Genomic DNA, 19,723 nt, shown 5'->3' on the forward strand with positions numbered 1-19,723 from the left:
AATCCGAACGATGATGGAGGAATGTCGTAAGCATTCCTTTCCTCATCATTCGGATTTTTAATTGGCTAAAAGACTTCTGCTTTACTTTGCTAGGAAACGGCGCCGAACAGCCAGAGCATAAAAGGAACCGTCACAATACTGGCCAAAGTAGTTACGAGCGTACTGTAGGATACCAGCTGAGGCTCCGTATTATACTGGAGAGAATACATAGTGGTGTTGGCCGCCGTCGGCATAGCAGATAGAATAACCAGAATACTGGTAAGCAGCGGATTAAGTCCAAGAACCACCGTTAATCCAAAGGCGATGACAGGAGAGATCATTAATTTTATGGTGAAAATAGTGGACAATTCCCGCCATTTAACTGTTCCTTTTGTTAGCGAAGCCAATTGCATTCCAAGTACAAGCATAATAGTTGGAATGGTAGCATCTGCAACTAAATTAACCGCCTGCATAATAAATTCGGGTATTTTTATATGCGTGACCTGGACAAGTAATCCTAGAACAACTGCATGATTGATCGGCATCCTGCCGATTTTCCCAGCTGCTTCCTTCATATTTAAACTGGAAGTGCTGCTGCCTCTAGCCGCATAGTAAAGCCCGACGGTGTTCATTAACAAAGACTGAACGACCATCATGATGATCGCATAGTCGACACCGGCCTTGCCATAAGCGAATAAAATAATCGGCACACCATAATTTCCGCTGTTCATAAAGACACTGGACAAGACCATAGCAGAGGATTTGGGTTTCGTCTGCATTTGAATTTTTGCGATAATGCTTACGAGCACAATCAGAATAATCATCAGCGATACGCAAAATAATACGATATAAAGATAATCAAGGGTGACCTTATTCTGGTAAAAGGTCCGAAAAGCAAGGAATGGATACATTAAATACAGGGCAGCGGTTGAGATCGACTTCCGGTCAAACCCTATCCTTTTCTGCCCAATGTACCCAATTCCAAAGATGATAAAAGCGGGTAATACGATCAAAATTACTTCCAAAACGGCCACCACATTTTCTAAAAGTTATCAAGACAAAAGAGGAATAATTAAGCCTGCTAATAATAAAATCAGCGCACCGCCTAACCGGGACGAAATTTGCGCAAAAGGCATTAATTCCATTCTTCTGGAAGCGGAGAGAACAGCGACATCTCCCGTTCCTCCCATATTGGCCATACATAAGCCAGCGGTAATCGCGGCTTCAATTGGATAGAACCCAACGATCTTACCTAGCAGTCCGGCACCTAGGATGGCACCTGCGACTACTCCGAACACCGTTAAAATATACGGTAGAGTCAATGCTTCAAGCACGGTGTTTAAATCAGTATAGGCGATTCCGATTCCGAATAGCAAGGCAAGTGTCCAGTTGTTCGCCACGAACTTGTACCACTGGCTGGCTCCTTCAATCACACTTGTTGGAATGATATCGGCAATCTTAGCAATTGCTACAATAATAATCATGAGGGCATAAGGGTGAAGAGGGATATAATCACCTAACAGACCGCCGACTGCAAAGAAGGTAATCGCGGCTAACAGTCCCATTCCCATTTTTTGAATATCATAGGTTTGCTTTTCTTCTTTGTATTTAAATCCGGGTATCAATTGGCCATTCCCAGTTAAAGAGGGAACTTTTCTTCCCAACAAATTAAGCATACTGGCGAGCACAATGGCGAAGACGTTACCCAAAGCAAGCGCTGGAACAAGGATAGAAATATAATAGCTTGGATCATTTCCCATCATTTCAGAGTAGATCTGACTCATTGGAACAGCTCCAGCTCCCATGCCGCCGCCCATAATAGGCATCGTGATAACAAGGACGGCCTCTCTTAACGAAAACCCTGCAAGTGACCCCAACAGTCCGGCAATCAGCACAGCACCGATAATGGCACCAAAAATCGGAATAAAGTAACGCAATCCTACTTTGACTAGAATCTTCTTGTTCATCCCAAGGATACTGCCGGTAATTAATGCAGCAATATAGAAGTTCAAGAATCCGCCATCCTTCATAAAACCAGTCATAGTCGTAACTGATGATTCAGGAAGCAGACCTGCATAAACCATAAAGGCAGCACCGAAAATGGCCACAATGGCGCCACCTCCAAGGAAGGTTTTCACAATAGGGGTATGATCCCCAATCCATCCGAACAGTTCTCCCAGAACCATCATGACCAGCAGACTGCCGATCATGCCGCCGGGTAAGTTTCCTGTGTACAAGCTGACTAAAGTAATCACTGTAAAAATCCCGAACCATAAGACCGGAATCTCGAAAATTGTAAAAGGCTTTCTTTCCTTTGTTACTTCCGAGACGTTGTTCGGTTGTTGATCTTCTCTCAGTTTCTCTGCTGTTTGGTCCATTGTACCATTCCTCCTAAAATAATTGATCAATGCTAACGTTCATCCGTAAGCGCTTTCAAATAACTGTGTTTAGTGTATAAATTTTAAGAGGAAATTCACACATTAATAAATTATTAATAGTATTGTAATTAAAGAAAGCAGCCGTAATTGGCTGCTTTCGACTATATATAGGGTTCGATTGTATGCTCATCTTTCAGTCTATACTGATAAATCGGTCGGCCGACACCGTAAATTAAGGTTTCTTCCAAGTAACCGAGATCAGTCAAGAATTTCAAATACTTTCTTACGGAGACCCGTGAAATCGCTGCCGCTTCTGCAATTTCTTCTGTGGAGAAGGAGGAAGGACTCTTATCCAATATGGCTTGCTGAATGGTGAGAAGGGTGTTTTTTGTTAAGCCTTTAGGTAAGGTCTGAGGAAGCTGTGCCTCTGTGCGGCTGCTTTTCTTCTGCAGTAATTGGTCTAGTTCTTCCTGACTGATGGTTTGCTTCTTCGTTAGCTTCTGGTAATTGCTCTTGTATTGAGTCAGCGCTTTTTGAAATCGGTCAAATTCAAAAGGTTTAATTAAATAATCAACAGCGCCCAGCCTTAATGACTGTTGAATCTGAGAGAGGTCCGAAGCAGCCGTGATTAAGATTACATCAAGATCCTGGTCCTGTTCCCGGATACGCTTAAGAAAGTCAATGCCATTTAAACCGGGCATGTAAACATCCAGCAGCATAAGATCAATTTCTGTTGTTGTTATATAGCTGAGGGCTGCTTCTGTATTGGCTGCCATGCCGGTAATTGTAAATCCTTCCATTTGCTCGACATACTGTTTGTTCAGGGAGGCGACCATTGGATCATCTTCCACAATTAACACCTTAATCAAGTTATTCACCACCTGCTTCATATGGAATAATTACTGTAAACCGGGTTCCGTGATCAGGAGCGGATTCGATTTCAATTGAACCATTCCATTTATCAACACTGTTCGTTGTTAGATAGAGGCCAAAACCACGGTGTTTACCTGTTTTAGAGGAGAACCCTTTGAGAAATATTTTTTCTTGCATTTCATCAGAAATACCTGGCCCGTTGTCAGCTACAACAATGGTAAGCAGCTCATCGATGTAAGAAAGAGAAATCGTGATGTTTTTCTTCCCTTTTTCCTTCACACTGTCGATCGCGTTATCAATTAAATTGCCGACAATGGTAATAAGGTCGTGGGTTAGAGCTGGGTCATCTGGAGATGGTATTTCTGTTTCGCAATCGATGGTCATGGTGACAGCAGCCTCCCTTGCGAAACTGATCTTCCCAATGATAAAACCTGCAAATGCAGGGTCTTTTATATTTCGTGTCACATTCCCAACTTCATAGGCCTGATGGTCGACGAGTGTACTAATATAACCGGTGACCTGGTCATATTCCTTCAACTTAATCATTCCGAGCAGCACATGAAGCTGATTCATGTGCTCATGGGATTGTGAACGCAGCGTATCGGCATACATTTGTACACCCGTCAATTGTTCCGCCAGCTGATTCACTTCGGTTTTATCTCGAAATGTCGCAATGGCTCCCACTACGGTGTCGTTGACTACCAGAGGAACACGGTTCGTAATAATTGAGACTCCGTTAATGATCTGTTCTTCATCGAGATCAGCTTCTTGCTCATCCAATACACGATCGAGCTGGGTGCCTGGCAGGAATTGATTGATCTTTAATCCAATTGGCTCCTTGTCCATTAACCCTGCTTTTTGAAAAATTTGACGAGCAGATTTATTCACTAGGACGATCGTGGCATCTTTGTCAATCGCTATAATCCCTTCATGAACAGAATGGAGCATTTGGTTTCGTTCTTCATGAATCCGGGCAATCGCATAAGGTTCAAGCCCGAACAAACTGTTTTTAATGTATCTGGCTAATAGGAAAGCCCCGATAATCCCAACGAGAATTCCAATAATCGAACCAATGAAGATCTGACGCTGATTCTGATGAATGGCGGATTGAACGGCCTGAAGAGAAATCCCTACTGCCACAGCGCCAATTTGCTTATGATTCTTATTATAGATGGGTGTGAAAGCCCGTAATGATTCGCCGAGTGTACCTTTGGAACGGGAAATATATTCATCCCCTTGGAGGACACGTTTCTCATCTCCGCCCACAAAGTGATTGCCGATGCGATCGGGCTCCGGGTGGGATTTTCGAATGCCATTCATGTCCATCACTACCACAAACATTACATCTGCCGCTTTTTGAATCGCCATTGCGTAATCCTGGATATTACTTTCCTTTGATTGATCCTGCAATCCTTCTTTAACAATTTGTGATTCTGCAGCCGTACGTGAAACAATCCTTGCTTTATCTCGTAGTTCCTTCTCGATGTTGTGACTTGTATTGTTTGTAATTAATAGGTCAGTAATCACTAGCGAGAGTAAAACGACCAGACAGACAAATCCTATAATAATCGTGCTTAATTTAAAACGGGGCTGCGGCACAAGGATCACCTCTTAACGTAAAAGAATAAAGAATCTATTTAGACCATCATACCAGACGTTCACTTTCATGTTTATCGATGATCCAGGAATCTTGCTTCTTCACTCCTGTTTGGACATAATTTTTCATGGATGTGTTCATTGGACTCCTCATTTCAGACTTGCTGCATGTGAAAATGTTATGATTTAAAGGGAAGTTTCAAGTTAATTAATTAAATGTTAGAGCAAATGAATAAAGTGAGGGAATTATGAACTTTTATCATCGTCATAAAGAGAGCATCATTCAATATATAAAGTACTGTATTGTAGGACTTTTTTGTGCCGCTCTGGATATTGGTGTGCTTAATGGTTTACTGTATTTCTTTCCAACAGAAAATAAGCTGCTGCTGACTTTATTTAATACCCTGGCTTATGGCACGGCCGTCATGAATAGCTACTTATGGAACTCAAAGTTTACCTTTCAAGCCAAGAAAAATACGAGACAGTTTATCGCATTTATTATTCAATCGCTCATCAGCCTGCTTATTGCGAATATCATCTTTGTTGCTGGCTTATGGTTATTTGATCATATCCACGGCTTTCCGCAGTGGTTAGAGACAAACATTCCAAAGCTAGCCTCCATGTATTTATCAGCATTAGCGAGCTTCTTTTTTAATAAGTATTTTGTTTTTGCTAAGAAAAAGGAGGCAGCTGCAGAGTAGAACACAGACGGATTCCGGGAGGCGCTAATGGTAAGGTCGCCTCCTGAAAATGAGGTCTGTTGATGATTTCCAAGGCATATTTTAAAGGGTTTTAGCGAAAAAGGTTGAATGAGTAAAGTAACGCTTGAAAACAGGGGGATACTTATGCAGCTGCTAATCATTGGAGGTACACAATTCGTTGGAAAATCTATTGTAGAACATGCTATAGCTAGAGATCATCAAGTTACCTTATTTAATAGAGGCAGGACAAACCCAAGTCTATTTAAAAGCGTGGAACAAATAAAGGGAGATCGCGAAAACATAGAAGATCTGAGTCAGCTAAAAGGCAGAAAGTGGGACGCTGTTATCGATACGTGCGGGTTTACTCCGCAAGTGGTGGCTCAATCTGCTGAATTACTTAAAGACCAGGTTCATTTGTATTGCTATATATCTACCATGTCCGTTTACAAGCACCTCACAGAGCAGGATCACCTTACAGAATCGGCAGAAGTGATGACTTTAACAGAGGGAGAGCTGCAAAAGGTAACGAATGGAATGGAGGGAAGAGGCAGTAATGAATACTACGGGCCTTTGAAATTCCATAGTGAACGGGCTGTCACGGACATCATGAGTGAGAGCCGCTCCCTTCTGATCCGACCCGGATTAATTGTGGGGCCGGATGATCCGACTGACAGGTTTACTTACTGGCCAGTCCGAGTGAAGGCAGGCGGGGAATTTATAGTACCAGAACCAAAAGAAAAAAAGGTCCAGTTCATTGATGTACGTGATCTATCAGCTTGGATTCTTCATATGATTGAGAACCATGAGACAGGAGTGTATCACGCAGCCGGTCCAGAACAAAAACTTACCATGCATAACTTCATTCAATCCTGTCAGGCAGTGCTTAATCTTGAAGCTGAACCACGGTGGGTCACCGAATCTTTTCTGCTTAAAGAACAGGTTCAGCCCTGGATGGAAGTCCCTCTCTGGGTTCCTACAGAGGGTAATTTTGGCATTGATTGTACGAAAGCTATTGAAAAAGGCCTGAAGTTTCGTGCCATAGAGAAAACTATTAAAGATACCAGTGCCTGGTATGAAGCCCGTGAAAATAAGGAGCTTAAAGCCGGGCTCAGTTTCCAGAAAGAAAGCTCTCTCTTACAAAAGATCAACGATGCCTCTGTGGAAGAACCAGATGTATAGAGAGAAAACTCTATACTTAAATTATCTAATCGTAAAAAGCGCAGCCCCTTTTAATGAAGGACTGCGCTTTTTTTTTGTTTATCTAAAACTCTTACCAAATAAAATTCGTCTATAATGAAGAAGGGTGATCTTTCTCTTAGGGAAAGTCCGCAAACGAACAGATAACGATAGGATAAGTAGTTTTTTTGACAAGATTCTTCTTTACTATCGAATAAAATAAGAGTAACTTAATGTACAGAGCTCTCTTTTGAAAGAAAGGATGATTTGAATGACAGAATCTCGCAAAGTTCGCAGGGTTCAAAAGAGAAGAAAGATAAAGAAAGTAAAAGTATTTCTTGCTTTCATTTTGTTAATAGGATTACTTCTAATCGGCTATTCAGGCTATCAATATATTGCAGGAAAGAATGAAGCACAAAATAAAGTATCAGGTGCTGGAAATGAAGATCAGGCTTCAGCAGAAACGACCAGCCAATATAAAGATGATTTTAAAGGCGTGAAGAGCGTAGATGGCAAAACAAACGTTCTTCTTCTAGGAACAGATCAGCGAGGCTCTGAAACGGCTCGTTCTGATACGATTATTATTGCTCAGTATGATCCTGAAAAAGGAACAGCTAAGATGGCCTCAGTGATGAGAGATACCTATGTCAATATCCCCGGGCATGGCTATAACAAAATCAATTCAGCTTTTGCTTTTGGCGGACCTGAACTTCTCAGACAAACCATAGCTGAAAATTTCGGTGTAGATTTAGAATACTACGCCATCGTAGATTTTAATGGATTTGTTCAAATTGCGGATACTCTTGCTCCACATGGAGTAACCGTGGATGTAGAAGAAGACATGAAGTATAAAGATGGCTCTGGGACCATTGATCTCGATCTTCAGGAAGGAACTCAAAAGCTTAAAGGGGAAGATCTGCTTGGCTATGCCCGCTTCAGGCATGATAATAAAGGTGATTTTGGCCGGGTGGAAAGGCAGCAGAAAGTAATCAAATTATTAGAGGATAAACTAACCTCCTTTAGTGGAATCATGAAGACACCCCGTCTAATCGGAAATATCCAGCCTTATATTGACACCAATATGAGCAGCGGGAGAGTGATGGGACTGGCTAAAGACTTCTTATTAAACCCTGTCGATGATATTCAGACAACGAGAGTACCAGAGAGAGACAAGGTATGGGATGAAAGAAAACCTTATCCAGTTGGATTGGTGCTAGCCCATAATGAGGAACAAACAAAGGAAGACTTACAGAATTTCTTGAATGGAACAAGTGCTGGCGAATCTGATAATGACTACGCAAGTCAGTAAGAGTTAAGAATACAACGAAAAACCCTAACTAATCGACTAGTTAGGGTTTTCTTTATTTCTTGAGGCAGGCTCTATTCACCTGAAGAATCAATCTTCCACATGCTACGGAAATGGATGACTATTCTTAGTGAATTATCCCGTCTTTGTATTAAGAATAGAGAAATAAAGGTGAGTGGGACTACACTGCCAAGCTATCTTTTATGTTGCGAAATGGGAACCCAAATTTCGCATTTGACCGAGGGAGAAGCTAAATCTTTACTTTTAATCGACAAGATTTCAGGTCCTTCTGTTACTTGATAGTTAGAAGAAGGAAACCACTCAGAATAAATTCTTCCCCAAGTATCCTGGAGGGTGTTTGGAAATGGGCCAGTTGCTTCAAAGATTGCCCAAGTTAAGGCGGGAACTTCAAGTTTTGAAAAGCTTCCTTCATCTTCTCCAGTCGTTGCTGCTCCTATATACTGGTCCAGCTCTCCTTTTTCTTCCATACGTCCTTCTGAAAAGTTTGTAGAGGCTTGAATGATTCCCTTTGGTTCCACATTCGAGAGTTTTTGTAATTGCTCTATTTGATCCTTAGACAAGGATTGCCACATGGCAGCTATTTCCGGGTTTTCTCCTTCAAAAACAATAGGAACTCGTTTCATTATACCAACGATGTTAAAGGCATCTTTTTGTTCAATTCGATAGTTCATTGCATTTCCTCCTTTAATGGATAATTGGAAGGTCATAGCAGGATAGGCTTTTAACTGCTGTCCATTAGTCCTAGCTTCTGATGGAGTGATACCGTGTAAATTATGAAAAGCCCTAGTAAAGGAGTCTGGTGAATGGTATCCATATTTCATCGCAGCATCGATTACTTTTATGTTGCTATTTTGAAGCTCAAATGCAGCAAGACTAAGGCGTCTGCGTCTGATATATTCTGATAAAGTAATTCCTGCAAGAAAAGAAAACATTCTAGTAAAGTGATACTCGGAACAATAAGCTAAACTTGCGGCCTCCTTGAAATCGATGTCGTTCGTGAGATTCTCTTCGATATACTTCATTGCTGTATTCATGTCCTTAAGCAGATCCACTATTATAACCTCCTTTCCTCAATAGAATAACAGGAGTTTACTACGGCAGCCCGTCATTTTGTGCCCCGTTTTGCAGGGGTGTTGAATTCTTCTTTCTAATAGCTGGGAAGGCATTTTTTATGGAAAAGGTGAGAAAATGAAATTATTTCTTAAACTAAACGCACTCAGCATGTTATTTGCTTTCGTCTTTTTTATTGGCATTCAATTAATCGGTAATGTTTACCGGCTGAGCCGGATCACGGGAATAGGATTAGACAGAATGAATATTTCTATTCTTATTGTAGATGCCGGCATAGTAGTGCTTTGTACCATCGCTTTTCATCTTATTTTGAAGCATAAACTAACGAGCAGAAAAGCGAATTATTGGTGCACTCTTCTGTGGCTGCCTTACTTTTTTATGTTTACCTTTTTATTTGTTTCTCTATTCCCAATTACAAACCCTGGTGAACAGCTTCCTCCAGCGGCGGGTTTAATGATCATTGCGGGAGTGCTGATCTTCCCGCTGTATCTTACTCTGGTGATCTGGTGGGCACACAGTGATTAAAAGGATTTCACTTCTTAGTATCGAATAGATAAAGGTGAGGACAAAGGAGGAATATAAATGAGTAAGATCTACATAGAACAACACAATTTGAACGATACAGAAGCAATCCAAGCAGAACTGGAAGGATTTCTTCAGCAAACGTTCCAATCGAGTAGAGAAGTGGAGACATGGCTGAAAAACCTCTCTACTTTTGATGATGAACTACGTGAAGCGCTGGACGGACATTACATAGACTTTCAGGCGCACAATCAGGATCAACAAGCGAAAGAAGCATTTGAGCACGACCAGGAAAAAATTGAACCCCTTATTAAAACCTATACAGCCAAACTAGATGAAAAGCTTATGAGCTCTCCCTTTAAAGACGAATTAGATCCAAAGCAGTACGGACGTTTTTTACGCAGTAAGGAAAATGCGATGGAGCTGTTTCGTGAGGAAAACGTTACGCTTGAGGTGGAGGAAGATCGTCTGGCCACCCGGTATTTTGAGCTGACAGGCGGGTTATCTGTTGATTGGAATGGAGAAGAGAAAACAATACCTGAGCTGTTTCCGTTATTAGAGGATCCCGATCGTGAAATTCGCAAATCTGCTTTTGATAAAATTTTTCAAACCCTAAGTAAAGTAGAACACGATCTTCAGGAAATTATGGATAAGCTCATGAAATTGCGTAAGCAAAAAGCTGCTAATAGCGGACTGAGCAATTACCGTGACTATATGTTTAAAAAGTACGAAAGGTTCGACTATACACCGGAGGACTGCAAACAGCTTGCTGCCTCTATTCGTGAATACGTCGTGCCTCTTGCCGAAAAAATTAAAAAACAGAAGAAAAAAGAGTTAGGGGTTGAAGTACTCCGTCCTTATGACCGGAGTGCCGTTCCAAAAGACCGCACGCCGTTAAAGCCTTTTGCTCAACGAGACGAACTTGTGGAGCGGACTTCCAAAGCTCTTGGTCAATTGGAACCAAGATTCTCAGAATTGATTGATACGATGAATGAAAAAGGGATGCTGGATTTGGAAACCCGCAGGAATAAATCACCTGGAGGATTCTGCACCCCTCTCCCTGTTTCCGAGCTTTCGTTCATTTTCATGAATGCCTCTCACACGCATGACGACATGATGACGCTGTTTCACGAAATGGGGCATTGTATCCATAACGATCTCAAACGGCATTTGCCATTATCTTACGACCGGAACACACCGATGGAATCCTCCGAGCTTGCGAGTATGACGATGGAGCTTTTCTCGATCGATCAATGGGACCACTTTTATTCTAAGGAAGAGCAGAAACAGGCAAAGCTTGATTTGCTGCGCGATATTGTAACGTTCTTCCCGTCAGCAATCCGAGTGGACCAATTCCAGCACTGGATGTACGAAAATCCAGATCATACACAGGAAGAACGAATGGCTAAGTTTGGTGAGTTATCACGGGAGCTTTCTGATGGAGTCATTGATTGGAGCGGCTATGAGGATGCGCGCAATAAAGAGTGGCTGTTCATTCTTCATATTTTTGAAGTTCCGTTTTATTACGTAGAGTATGTCATTGCTCAGCTGGGAGCGTTACAAATGTATAAGAACTATAAAGAAGACCCGGCTGGAACATTAGCACGATATAAGCACGCCCTTGCTCTTGGGAACACCCAGTCTCTTTATGAAGTTTACGAAGCGGCCGGCATTCGATTCGACTTCTCGGGAGAAATGATCAAAGAGTTAATGGAATTTCTAGAGGAGGAAATTTCGGCTGTGGAACAAATGAAGGTATAACTAGCTATTCGCCCCTTAGGACGATTAAGGTTAAGCATACTCATTAAACGTTTACCAGCTTGCTGATCGGCACCTGGCAAACAGATAGCTTTCCTTTCTTGATGGATTTTGCAATAATATTTAATGCATCAAGGAAAGAGGAGGAACTAACAGTGAGTGAAACCAATAAATCATTAGAACCATTATTTCGTTCTTTTAAGAGTGATAAATTAAATCTTGCCAATCGTACCGTGATGGCCCCTATGACCCGTGGATTCTCTCCCGAGGGAATTCCAGGAGAAGATGTAGCTGCCTATTACCGCCGCCGTGCGGAAAATGGCGTCGGATTAATTGTAACGGAAGGAACCGGAATCAATCACCCTGCCTCTGTCTCAGGAGCCAGTATTCCTCTATTTCATGGGGAAGCTTCTTTAAATGGCTGGGCGAATGTCGTACAGGAAGTGCATCAAGCTGGCGGTAAAATTGTACCGCAGCTCTGGCATGTGGGAATGACCCGTAAAAAGGGAGATCTGCCCAATGCAGATGCCCTGCCTGTTGGACCTTCTGGATTAAGTTTAGACGGAGAAAAAATTACTGAACCTATGACAGAAGAAGAAGTTGTTCAGATGGTAGATGCCTATGCTCAAGCAGCAGCTGACGCCAAACGCATTGGTTTTGATGGAATTGAGCTTCATGGAGCTCATGGTTATTTCATTGACCAGTTCTTTTGGGAAAACACCAACAAACGGACGGATCGCTACGGTGGAGACATTGCCGGACGGACTCAATTCGCCGTTGAAGTGATTGAGGCATGCCGTCGTGAAGTGGGCCCTGATTTTCCAATTATCTTCCGTTTTTCTCAATGGAAAATGAATGATTTTAAAGCGAAACTTGCGAAAACACCTGATGAATTAGAACAGTTCCTGAAGCCGCTTGTGAAGGCAGGCGTCGACATTTTCCACTGTTCCACTCGCCGATTCTGGGATGCGGAATTTGAAGGTTCTGATTTGAATTTGGCCGGCTGGACGAAGAAATTAACTGGCAAACCAGTAATTTCCGTAGGTTCTGTTGGACTTGATGGAGAATTCACTAGCTTTGCAGGTGCCAATACCACGAGCCTTGATGGTCTAATTGAAAAGCTGGACAACGAAGAATTTGATCTAGTAGCCATTGGGCGTTCGTTGTTAATGGATCCTGAATGGGTTAAGAAAGTGCGCGATGGCAGAGCCAATGATTTGCTGCCTTTCAATAAGGAAGCGCTGCAAAAATTATACTAGTAATCTAACCTATATTTTCATGAAGCAGGGTACCTCTTAACCGGGGGTCCTGCTTTTTTTCTTTTGGCCGGTATACGAATCCCTCACACACCGTAATAGTTGAATTTTATGATGGTGTCAATACTGGAAAGGAACATAAATCTGTCATCTACTAAAATACTGAATTTTCTCTTAAATGAAACAAAGCGCTTTAGGAAGTCGTACATATAGTAAGAACTTAAAAGGGAGGGGATTCATTATGGTATCGAACGGTATCTTCGTGCTCGCAGTCATCGGTGGGCTAATCATCCTGCCGCTGATGATGGGTTTTTTACGGGATGCTTTTGGATCTAATTCCAACCGTTTTTACGGTGATGAGTTAAACAAAACGAAGAAAAGTAAACGAGGAGAGAGATTGGATAAAGGAATTACGTATGCCCATTCTGAAAGTAACCACTTCATGGGCGGTGGAAGTTTCGGAGATGGCGGGGATCAGTGAGACTCTTGTTCATTTTTCCAGTGATGACCTAGCAGAAAGGAGTAGATACAGTGCTTGCAAATATATTATGGGGGATATTCCTTGTCGTTTTTGTTGCCTTTATGTTTTATATGGATAAGAGAAAGCAGAAGAAGCGGATTCATCTCCATTCTTATAAAAAGGCAGAACCAACCGAGAAAGAAAAAGAAGTGGAAAGAGCGATTGAAAGAGAAAAGTCATTTAGAGGTGGTCCTCCCATGGGCGGTGGAGGCGGCATAGGAATGTAGAAGTCGCGATGATTGCTTTAAATCCCAGCTATTTTTCAGAAAATAAGACTGACATTCCTTTCCAGCTTCCTATACAATGATTCATAGAAAGGGGCTGGAGATTTGACGAGACCAAGAATAGTGTTAAATGTGTTTTCTTCGATTGATGGAAGAATTACAACTTCAACGAATCGCAATGTTGCTGAATGGACAGCGGATGGATTGGATGGTGACGCGCATGAAATTACCCAGCAGCTGTACGATGATTTGGAGTGTGATGGTCTGTTATCGGGAAGTGAAACTCTGATGGTGTATGGAAACCATTGGATTCCGCTTGACCCACCTTTATATGAGCCTCAGAAATCAAAAGCCTACATTGTTTTTGATGGGAAGGGGAGGATAGATTGGCAGCAGACAGAGGGGCTGATTGTAGTCACTAAGGAAAATGTTTCAGCTCATTATCTTCAGCAGCTCAATGACAAAGAAATCACCTATGTTCAGGCAGGGATAGGAGAATACATAGATTTACCTCTGGCTCTTGCTAAGCTTTATTCACTCGGGTTCCGAAGACTTGGTCTAAGCGGCGGTGGTTCGATCAACGGTGCTTTTTTACGTCAGGGACTGATCGACGAAGTAAGTCTCGTTCTCGCTCCCCTGGCTATTGGCGGTAAAAACACGCCCTCAATTTTTGATTGTGACGATTTAATAGACATAGAGGGAGTAACGAAATTGGAATTGAAAACAGTTAAAACAGTAGGACATGGATCTGTCTGGCTGAATTATACTGTACTAAATACAGTTGAATGATAAAAAATAGAGAGTTCAACCTGAGGAGGATGAACTCTCTATACTTATCTTATAATCCAAACGACGTCATTCCGCCATCAATAAATATATTCTGACCTGTTACATAACTAGAACCGCTGGCAGCGAGATATAAAATGGAGGTTTTTAATTCATCCAGCGAACCGACCCGCTTCATTGGAGTCCTATTCTCAACCATTTCTTTGAAGTCTTTATCCTCAAGGCTCTTCTTATTAAATTCTGTTTCGAAAAACCACGGGCTGATCGCATTTACGGTTATATTATATGAAGCAAGCTCCCCGGCAAGCTGTTTGGTCAGATGGATGACCCCTGCTTTACTCGTTCCATAAACAGAACTGAAAAACAAGCTCACATCTCCCGCAACAGACGCGGTATTAATGATTCTGCCGTATCCCTGTTTCTTCATATAAGGCAAAGCCGCCTGACTCATAAAGAATACGGATTTCACATTGGTGTCCATCACTTTATCCCATCCGGATTCATCCAGATCCTCAATATTTCCACGCACTGTAGTTCCTGCATTATTGACTAAAATATCGATCGATCCATACTCATCATTGATCTGAGCTAGCACGTCTTGAATCTGTTCATTATTCGTAACATCACAGCTATAAGCTGTAGCGTCTGTATTGGTTTTATAATGAATTTCTTCTGCAGCGTCTCTTACTTTTTCGAGTGTACGTCCTAGCAAGACTACTTTCGCACCGCTCTCAGCGAGGGTCTCCGCCATTAGTTTTCCTATGCCGCTGCCGCCTCCTGTAATTACTGCTACTTTTCCGATATTTGAGAACAAATCCATTGCTTCCACTCCTTTACAAGTTGATCGCTTCATTGCCTGAATAGTTTATTAGTCTTTTACTGCATGATGGTTATTTTCCCCATATATAAAGGAACAAACTTCTTCTTAGGAAAATGGGCAAGTTCTAGCGAGCAGTATCAGCACGACAAAAGATATTGAAATCTGTACAGAAGGGGAGTAGTTTGATTAGAACTCTATGATTGACGGTACTATGTATCATGAATACCCCAGAGTCTTCGCTTAACGGGCTTCCACTGTCATAAGGAATGCTTCCCCATAGGAGGTATAAAAGAGAGTGGGGCAATCCTTATACGCTGCATGAAATGGCAGGAAAGATATTTATCCTTTATAATGATGGAGAATTCAATAGGAAATGGAGTGCTTCTATGACGTACAACGATGAATATTTCATGAAGATAGCTATCGAACAAGCGTCAAAATCCAGAGCAGAAGGAAACGAACCTTTTGGTGCGATTCTGGTTAAAAATAATGAGATTGTTAAAATAGCTGAGAACAAAGTACATACCCACTCAGACCCTACCTATCATGCAGAAATAGGACTGATTAGAGATTTTTGTTCAGAAAATCAGTTATTTGATTTGGGGGCGTATACCTTATACACCAGCTGCGAGCCTTGTGTGATGTGTTCAGGGGCAATGGTTTGGTCTAATCTAGGTAAAATGGTATACAGCGTAACGCACGACCAATTAGCAAGCATAGCAGGTGATAACATTATGATTTCCTGTAAAGAGGTCTTCGCCAATAGCCCGCTGAAGCCTTCAGTAGTAGAACAAGTTTTAAATGAAGATGGGTTGAAGGTATTTGATGGCTACACGTTTGGATAAAACCGCTCATATTTAATATGTTGTCAGCAGGATGTTTATATCGTTGGAGTAGACCCTAGTTCAATCTCCCTGCGGAAATAATCTTCACACACACTAACCCCGTCCCTTTAACAAACGATTAAAGGAACGGGGTTTTATTCGTTTTTTCTAGTGTGTCGAAGTGGAGAGGTTAGAAAAGGCACAAACAAACGGAAAGGTACTATCTTTTTCTTTGTTTACTTATTTTCTTTCCCTATTTCAGGAAGAACGGTTCTCGCCACCTTTTTGTCCAATGCTTCGTAATCGTAATACTTGATCGTTTCGTATAGTTCTTCACGCGATTGCATATCTTCAAGCTTATCTTCTTGAGTATCATTCTTCATGATCTCAGAAAAAATCCTTTCATATGCCTTTGCAGCTACTCGAAGAGAGGTGACTGGATAAATGACCATATCCATCCCGAACGAGTGGAAGTCTTCACCGGTAAAATAGGGGGTTTTCCCAAACTCGGTCATGTTCGCGAGCAGGGGAGCTTGAATGGAAGAAGAAGCATGCCGAAAATCTTCCTCAGTAATGAAAGCTTCCGGGAAGATCGCATCGGCACCCGCTTCCACATATTGATTGGCACGCTCAATGGCTTTTTCCATTCCTTCAACGGACTTAGCATCGGTCCGTGCAACAATGACAAGGGTCGGGGCGACTTCTTTGATCGTGCGGATTTTTTGCATCATTTCTTCAGCTTCAATTAACTTTTTCCCGTTTAAATGCCCGCATTTCTTTGGCATGGCCTGGTCTTCGATTTGTACCCCGGCAACGCCTGATTCGACCATTTCTCTTGCCGCCCTGGCTACGTTAATGACTCCACCATACCCTGTATCGATATCTACGAGAAGGGGGAGGTCTGAAGCACGAATAAGCTCCTGTGCTTTTGCAGCCATTTCGTTCGAATAAATAAGTCCAAGATCAGGTAGAGCCTTACTGGCAGTGAAGGCTGCCCCGGATAAGTAAATGGCGTGGAAACCGGTGTCTCTTGCAATTTTTGCAGACATACCGTCGTGGGCGCCGGGAATTTTTAATAGTTCTGGTTGACCGATCAGACGTTTGAAAGTTGCCGCTCTTTCTTGCTGAGTGGATCTTGGTTCAACGATCCATGACATATCACATTGCCCCTTCCATCTCTTATATTCTAAATAGCTCTATGAAATTGTTAACAGGTGTATCTGTAAGCTCGTTGTAATCCTCACAGATATTAAGAATTCGGTTGACCTGACGAAATGGAAATCGCGTCTTTAGATTACTTTGAAATTTATTTAATAGCAGCGGTATTCCTTCGTCGCGACGACGGCGATGGCCGAGTGGGTATTCGATGGCGACCTCTTCTGTAGACGTGCCATCGTTAAAGAACACTTGGACGGCATTAGCTATGGAACGCTTCTCGGGATCTAAGTAATCTTTGGAATACGGTTCATGTTCAATCACTTTCATGACGTTTCGTAAACGGTCGATTTCAGGGTTGCGGGCTATATCGTCTTCATAATGGTCGGCATTCAACGATCCATACAAAAGACCAATAGCTGTAATGTATTGCAAACAATGATCACGGTCTGCGGGGTTTTGCAGCGGACCTTTTTTATCTATGATTCGGATGGCAGATTCATGAGTCGTAATGGTAACGCGATCAATTTCAGCAATTCTTCCTTTCACTTGATCATGAAGTTCAATCGCCGCTTCTGCTGCCGTTTGGGCATGAAATTCAGCGGGGAAGGAAATCTTAAATAAGATGTTTTCCATCACATAAGAATCGAGTGGACGTGCCAAGGTAAGTTCCCTTCCTTTGAAAAGGACATCTTGGAACCCCCAGTTAGGTGCAGACAACGCGGTCCTATACCCCATTTCTCCGCTCATTGTCATCAATGCCAGCCTGACACCTCGACTTGTTGCATCACCGGCCGCCCAAGATTTCCTTGAGCCTGTGTTTGGTACATGTCTGTAGGTGCGAAGACTGGAGTTATCGATCCAGGCTTGCGAGACCGCATTCGACACGTCTTCTTTACTTCCTCCTAACATGGCTGTTACTACCGCTGTTGTGGCTACTTTCACGTAAAGAACGTGGTCAAGACCTTCTCGATTGAGGCTGTTTTCTAGAGCTAACACCCCTTGGATTTCGTGTGCCTTCACCATATTTTCAAGAACGGTATCCATCTTCAGCGGTTCTTTTCCTTCCGTAATTCGTTTCCGGCTAATGTAATCGGATATGGCGAGGATTCCACCTAAGTTGTCCGAAGGATGTCCCCACTCTGCGGCAAGCCACGTATCATTGTAATCAAGCCAGCGGATCATGCATCCAATATTAAATGCTGCGTGGACGGGATCCAATTCATAAGGTGTACCGGGCACACGGGAGCCATTCGGTACGATGGTTCCAGGTACAATAGGTCCTAAGTGCTTTGTACATTCCGGATACCGCAAGGCAAGAAACCCGCATCCTAACGTATCCATCAAAACGTATTGAGCGGTTTCTAAAGCTTCGCTGCTTGTAATCTTTCCATAAACTGCGTATTCTGCGATTCGCTCCATTACTTGATCAGTCGTTTGTGATGTATTAACTTTCACTTCTGTCATACGTTATCTCCACCTTTTTCAATAGGTAATGTTTTTTAAAAGAGAAGGCAGGAACCTCTCCGGCAGCTCGCTATTAAGGGTGCAGACCGCGTGGTCCCGTATAGAGAACTCTTGGTCTGAACAATTTGTTGTTGGCGTATTGTTCAGATACATGAGCGCATAACCCAAGTGTACGGGCGGCAAAGAATATAGGCGTATATAAATCTATTGGAATCCCTAGCAGATAGTAGACGGGTGCTGCATAGTAATCCAAATTAGGGTATAGACTCTTTTCTTCTTTCATCAGCTGTTCTCCTGCTTCGCACATTTCAAATAGTTTCTCGCATTTTCTATCTGCAGATAGTTCACGTAACGCTTCTTTCATTAGAGCCGCTCTAGGATCCATCTTCTTCATGTACACGCGATGGCCAAAGCCCATGACTTTTTCTTTATTGTTAAGTTTTTCATAAAGAAGGTGCCTGAATCCATCGATTGTTTCTCCTTCCAAAAGCATGTGCATGACAGCTTCATTCGCTCCACCGTGGAGGTTGCCTTTCAATGAAGAGACGGCTCCAGTGAGTGCGCCATAGATGTCTGCGTTAGTCGAAGCAATGACGCGGGCTGTAAAGGTGGAGTTCGGCATTTCATGTTCACTATAGACCATTAAAGATTGATCAAAATAGTCCGCTTCAGCTTGTGTTGGCTCTTTGCCTGTGATCATGTACAAGAAATTTGTACTATAAGGCAGTTCTTGTTTTGGTTCGACGACAGCTTCATCACGAAGGATATGATAGCTATTCGCCACGATGTTTGGAATCTGTGCCAGTAATTTGAGGGCGGTTTTGTTAATTTCAATTTCGCGGCGTTCGTCTAGATTTTTTTCGTATCCTGAGAGTGCGGATATCCCTGTTCGTAAAGCATCCATCGGGTGAGTTTCTTTAGGCAGCTTGTTAAATAAGGAAAATAATTCTGCTGGCAGGTCATAATCTTTCTTGATTTCCAGCTCAAGAGAAGAGCGTTGTTCGTCATTTGGAAGCGTGCCGTGGAGTAAAAGCTGGACTAAATCCAGGTATTTTTTATTCTTTGCCAGCTCAATGAGCTCATAGCCGCGGAGGACGATTTCTTCCGCGTCCACGTCTAAATAAGACAGCTTTGTTTCTGTGGCAATGATTCCGTCTAATCCCGGTGTATAGGTCGTTTTTTCTAACATAGAAAATCCCCTCTCACTCTAAAGTAAACGCTTTCAAAAAAGTTTTAATTATTCCTTGATGTACCCGTGGCATTTGGTGAATTTTCTTCAAGGAAAATAGT

General features: G+C 42.4%; 19 protein-coding genes. 10 read left to right on the forward strand and 9 right to left on the reverse strand.

Annotated elements, in window-relative coordinates; genetic code table 11:
* Positions 1–89: 89 nt before the first annotated feature.
* The 4 genes from Q7A53_RS11290 to dcuS all read right to left on the reverse strand — a co-directional run bounded on the left by Q7A53_RS11290 (position 90) and on the right by dcuS (position 4,829).
* Positions 90–1,004, reverse strand: a complete 915-nt coding sequence (locus tag Q7A53_RS11290) for an AEC family transporter (RefSeq protein WP_411789274.1) — start codon at positions 1,002–1,004, stop codon at positions 90–92.
* A gap of 27 nt (positions 1,005–1,031) precedes the next feature.
* Positions 1,032–2,357: a 2-hydroxycarboxylate transporter family protein gene (locus Q7A53_RS11295; RefSeq protein ID WP_411789275.1), complete on the reverse strand. Its 1,326-nt coding sequence runs from the start codon at positions 2,355–2,357 to the stop codon at positions 1,032–1,034.
* A 161-nt stretch (positions 2,358–2,518) separates the two neighbouring features.
* Complete coding sequence (locus Q7A53_RS11300; RefSeq protein WP_411789276.1) at positions 2,519–3,235, reverse strand: response regulator; 717 nt, start codon at positions 3,233–3,235, stop codon at positions 2,519–2,521.
* The gene (gene dcuS / locus Q7A53_RS11305; protein ID WP_411789277.1) at positions 3,228–4,829 is read right to left on the reverse strand and encodes a DcuS/MalK family sensor histidine kinase; all 1,602 of its coding nucleotides are present in this window, start codon (positions 4,827–4,829) and stop codon (positions 3,228–3,230) included. Before dcuS ends, Q7A53_RS11300 begins: the two co-directional genes overlap by 8 nt.
* 245 nt (positions 4,830–5,074) lie before the next feature.
* Here dcuS and Q7A53_RS11310 point away from each other — a divergent pair, with 245 nt between their 5' ends.
* From Q7A53_RS11310 to Q7A53_RS11320, 3 genes are all read left to right on the forward strand, one after another.
* On the forward strand, positions 5,075–5,527 hold the full coding sequence (locus Q7A53_RS11310; protein ID WP_411789278.1) for a GtrA family protein: 453 nt from the start codon (positions 5,075–5,077) through the stop codon (positions 5,525–5,527).
* 144 nt (positions 5,528–5,671) lie between these two features.
* Entirely contained in the window at positions 5,672–6,706 is a 1,035-nt protein-coding gene (locus Q7A53_RS11315) for an NAD-dependent epimerase/dehydratase family protein (protein ID WP_411789279.1), read from the forward strand.
* Positions 6,707–6,974: 268 nt separating this feature from the next.
* A complete protein-coding gene (locus Q7A53_RS11320; protein ID WP_411789280.1) occupies positions 6,975–8,012 on the forward strand; it encodes an LCP family protein in 1,038 nt (345 codons plus the stop codon).
* Positions 8,013–8,203: 191 nt separating this feature from the next.
* Here the strand turns inward: Q7A53_RS11320 and Q7A53_RS11325 are convergent, their stop codons facing one another.
* Positions 8,204–9,082 carry an AraC family transcriptional regulator gene (locus Q7A53_RS11325; RefSeq protein WP_411789281.1) on the reverse strand — a complete coding sequence of 293 codons (879 nt, stop codon included), beginning with the start codon at positions 9,080–9,082 and terminating at the stop codon, positions 8,204–8,206.
* Between the two features lie 136 nt (positions 9,083–9,218).
* Here Q7A53_RS11325 and Q7A53_RS11330 point away from each other — a divergent pair, with 136 nt between their 5' ends.
* From Q7A53_RS11330 to Q7A53_RS11355, 6 genes are all read left to right on the forward strand, one after another.
* Positions 9,219–9,626, forward strand: coding sequence for a hypothetical protein (locus Q7A53_RS11330; RefSeq protein ID WP_411789282.1), 408 nt, complete (start codon positions 9,219–9,221; stop codon positions 9,624–9,626).
* Between the two features lie 57 nt (positions 9,627–9,683).
* Positions 9,684–11,384 carry a M3 family oligoendopeptidase gene (locus tag Q7A53_RS11335; RefSeq protein ID WP_411789283.1) on the forward strand — a complete coding sequence of 567 codons (1,701 nt, stop codon included), beginning with the start codon at positions 9,684–9,686 and terminating at the stop codon, positions 11,382–11,384.
* A 152-nt stretch (positions 11,385–11,536) separates the two neighbouring features.
* The gene (locus Q7A53_RS11340) at positions 11,537–12,640 is read left to right on the forward strand and encodes an NADH:flavin oxidoreductase (protein ID WP_411789284.1); all 1,104 of its coding nucleotides are present in this window, start codon (positions 11,537–11,539) and stop codon (positions 12,638–12,640) included.
* A gap of 238 nt (positions 12,641–12,878) precedes the next feature.
* Positions 12,879–13,118 (forward strand): hypothetical protein, encoded by a 240-nt coding sequence (locus tag Q7A53_RS11345; RefSeq protein WP_411789285.1) that lies wholly within the window; start codon positions 12,879–12,881, stop codon positions 13,116–13,118.
* 50 nt (positions 13,119–13,168) lie between these two features.
* Positions 13,169–13,384, forward strand: a complete 216-nt coding sequence (locus Q7A53_RS11350) for a hypothetical protein (protein ID WP_411789286.1) — start codon at positions 13,169–13,171, stop codon at positions 13,382–13,384.
* 102 nt (positions 13,385–13,486) lie between these two features.
* The gene (locus Q7A53_RS11355; RefSeq protein ID WP_411789287.1) at positions 13,487–14,170 is read left to right on the forward strand and encodes a RibD family protein; all 684 of its coding nucleotides are present in this window, start codon (positions 13,487–13,489) and stop codon (positions 14,168–14,170) included.
* A gap of 49 nt (positions 14,171–14,219) precedes the next feature.
* Here Q7A53_RS11355 and Q7A53_RS11360 read toward each other — a convergent pair whose 3' ends face one another.
* Entirely contained in the window at positions 14,220–14,987 is a 768-nt protein-coding gene (locus Q7A53_RS11360) for an SDR family NAD(P)-dependent oxidoreductase (RefSeq protein ID WP_411789288.1), read from the reverse strand.
* Positions 14,988–15,373: 386 nt separating this feature from the next.
* Between Q7A53_RS11360 and Q7A53_RS11365 the strand changes: the two genes are divergently transcribed.
* Positions 15,374–15,832, forward strand: coding sequence for a nucleoside deaminase (locus Q7A53_RS11365; protein WP_411789289.1), 459 nt, complete (start codon positions 15,374–15,376; stop codon positions 15,830–15,832).
* Positions 15,833–16,047: 215 nt separating this feature from the next.
* On the opposite strand, the gene prpB is transcribed toward Q7A53_RS11365, so the two are convergent.
* The 3 genes from prpB to mmgD all read right to left on the reverse strand — a co-directional run bounded on the left by prpB (position 16,048) and on the right by mmgD (position 19,622).
* Positions 16,048–16,968, reverse strand: a complete 921-nt coding sequence (gene prpB / locus Q7A53_RS11370; protein ID WP_411789290.1) for a methylisocitrate lyase — start codon at positions 16,966–16,968, stop codon at positions 16,048–16,050.
* A gap of 22 nt (positions 16,969–16,990) precedes the next feature.
* Positions 16,991–18,433, reverse strand: coding sequence for a bifunctional 2-methylcitrate dehydratase/aconitate hydratase (locus Q7A53_RS11375; protein ID WP_411789291.1), 1,443 nt, complete (start codon positions 18,431–18,433; stop codon positions 16,991–16,993).
* A gap of 73 nt (positions 18,434–18,506) precedes the next feature.
* Positions 18,507–19,622, reverse strand: a complete 1,116-nt coding sequence (gene mmgD / locus Q7A53_RS11380) for a citrate synthase (RefSeq protein ID WP_411789292.1) — start codon at positions 19,620–19,622, stop codon at positions 18,507–18,509.
* Positions 19,623–19,723: the final 101 nt, after the last annotated feature.

The organism is Halobacillus rhizosphaerae, assembly GCF_046719735.1.
Lineage (GTDB): Bacteria > Bacillota > Bacilli > Bacillales > Halobacillaceae > Halobacillus_B > Halobacillus_B rhizosphaerae.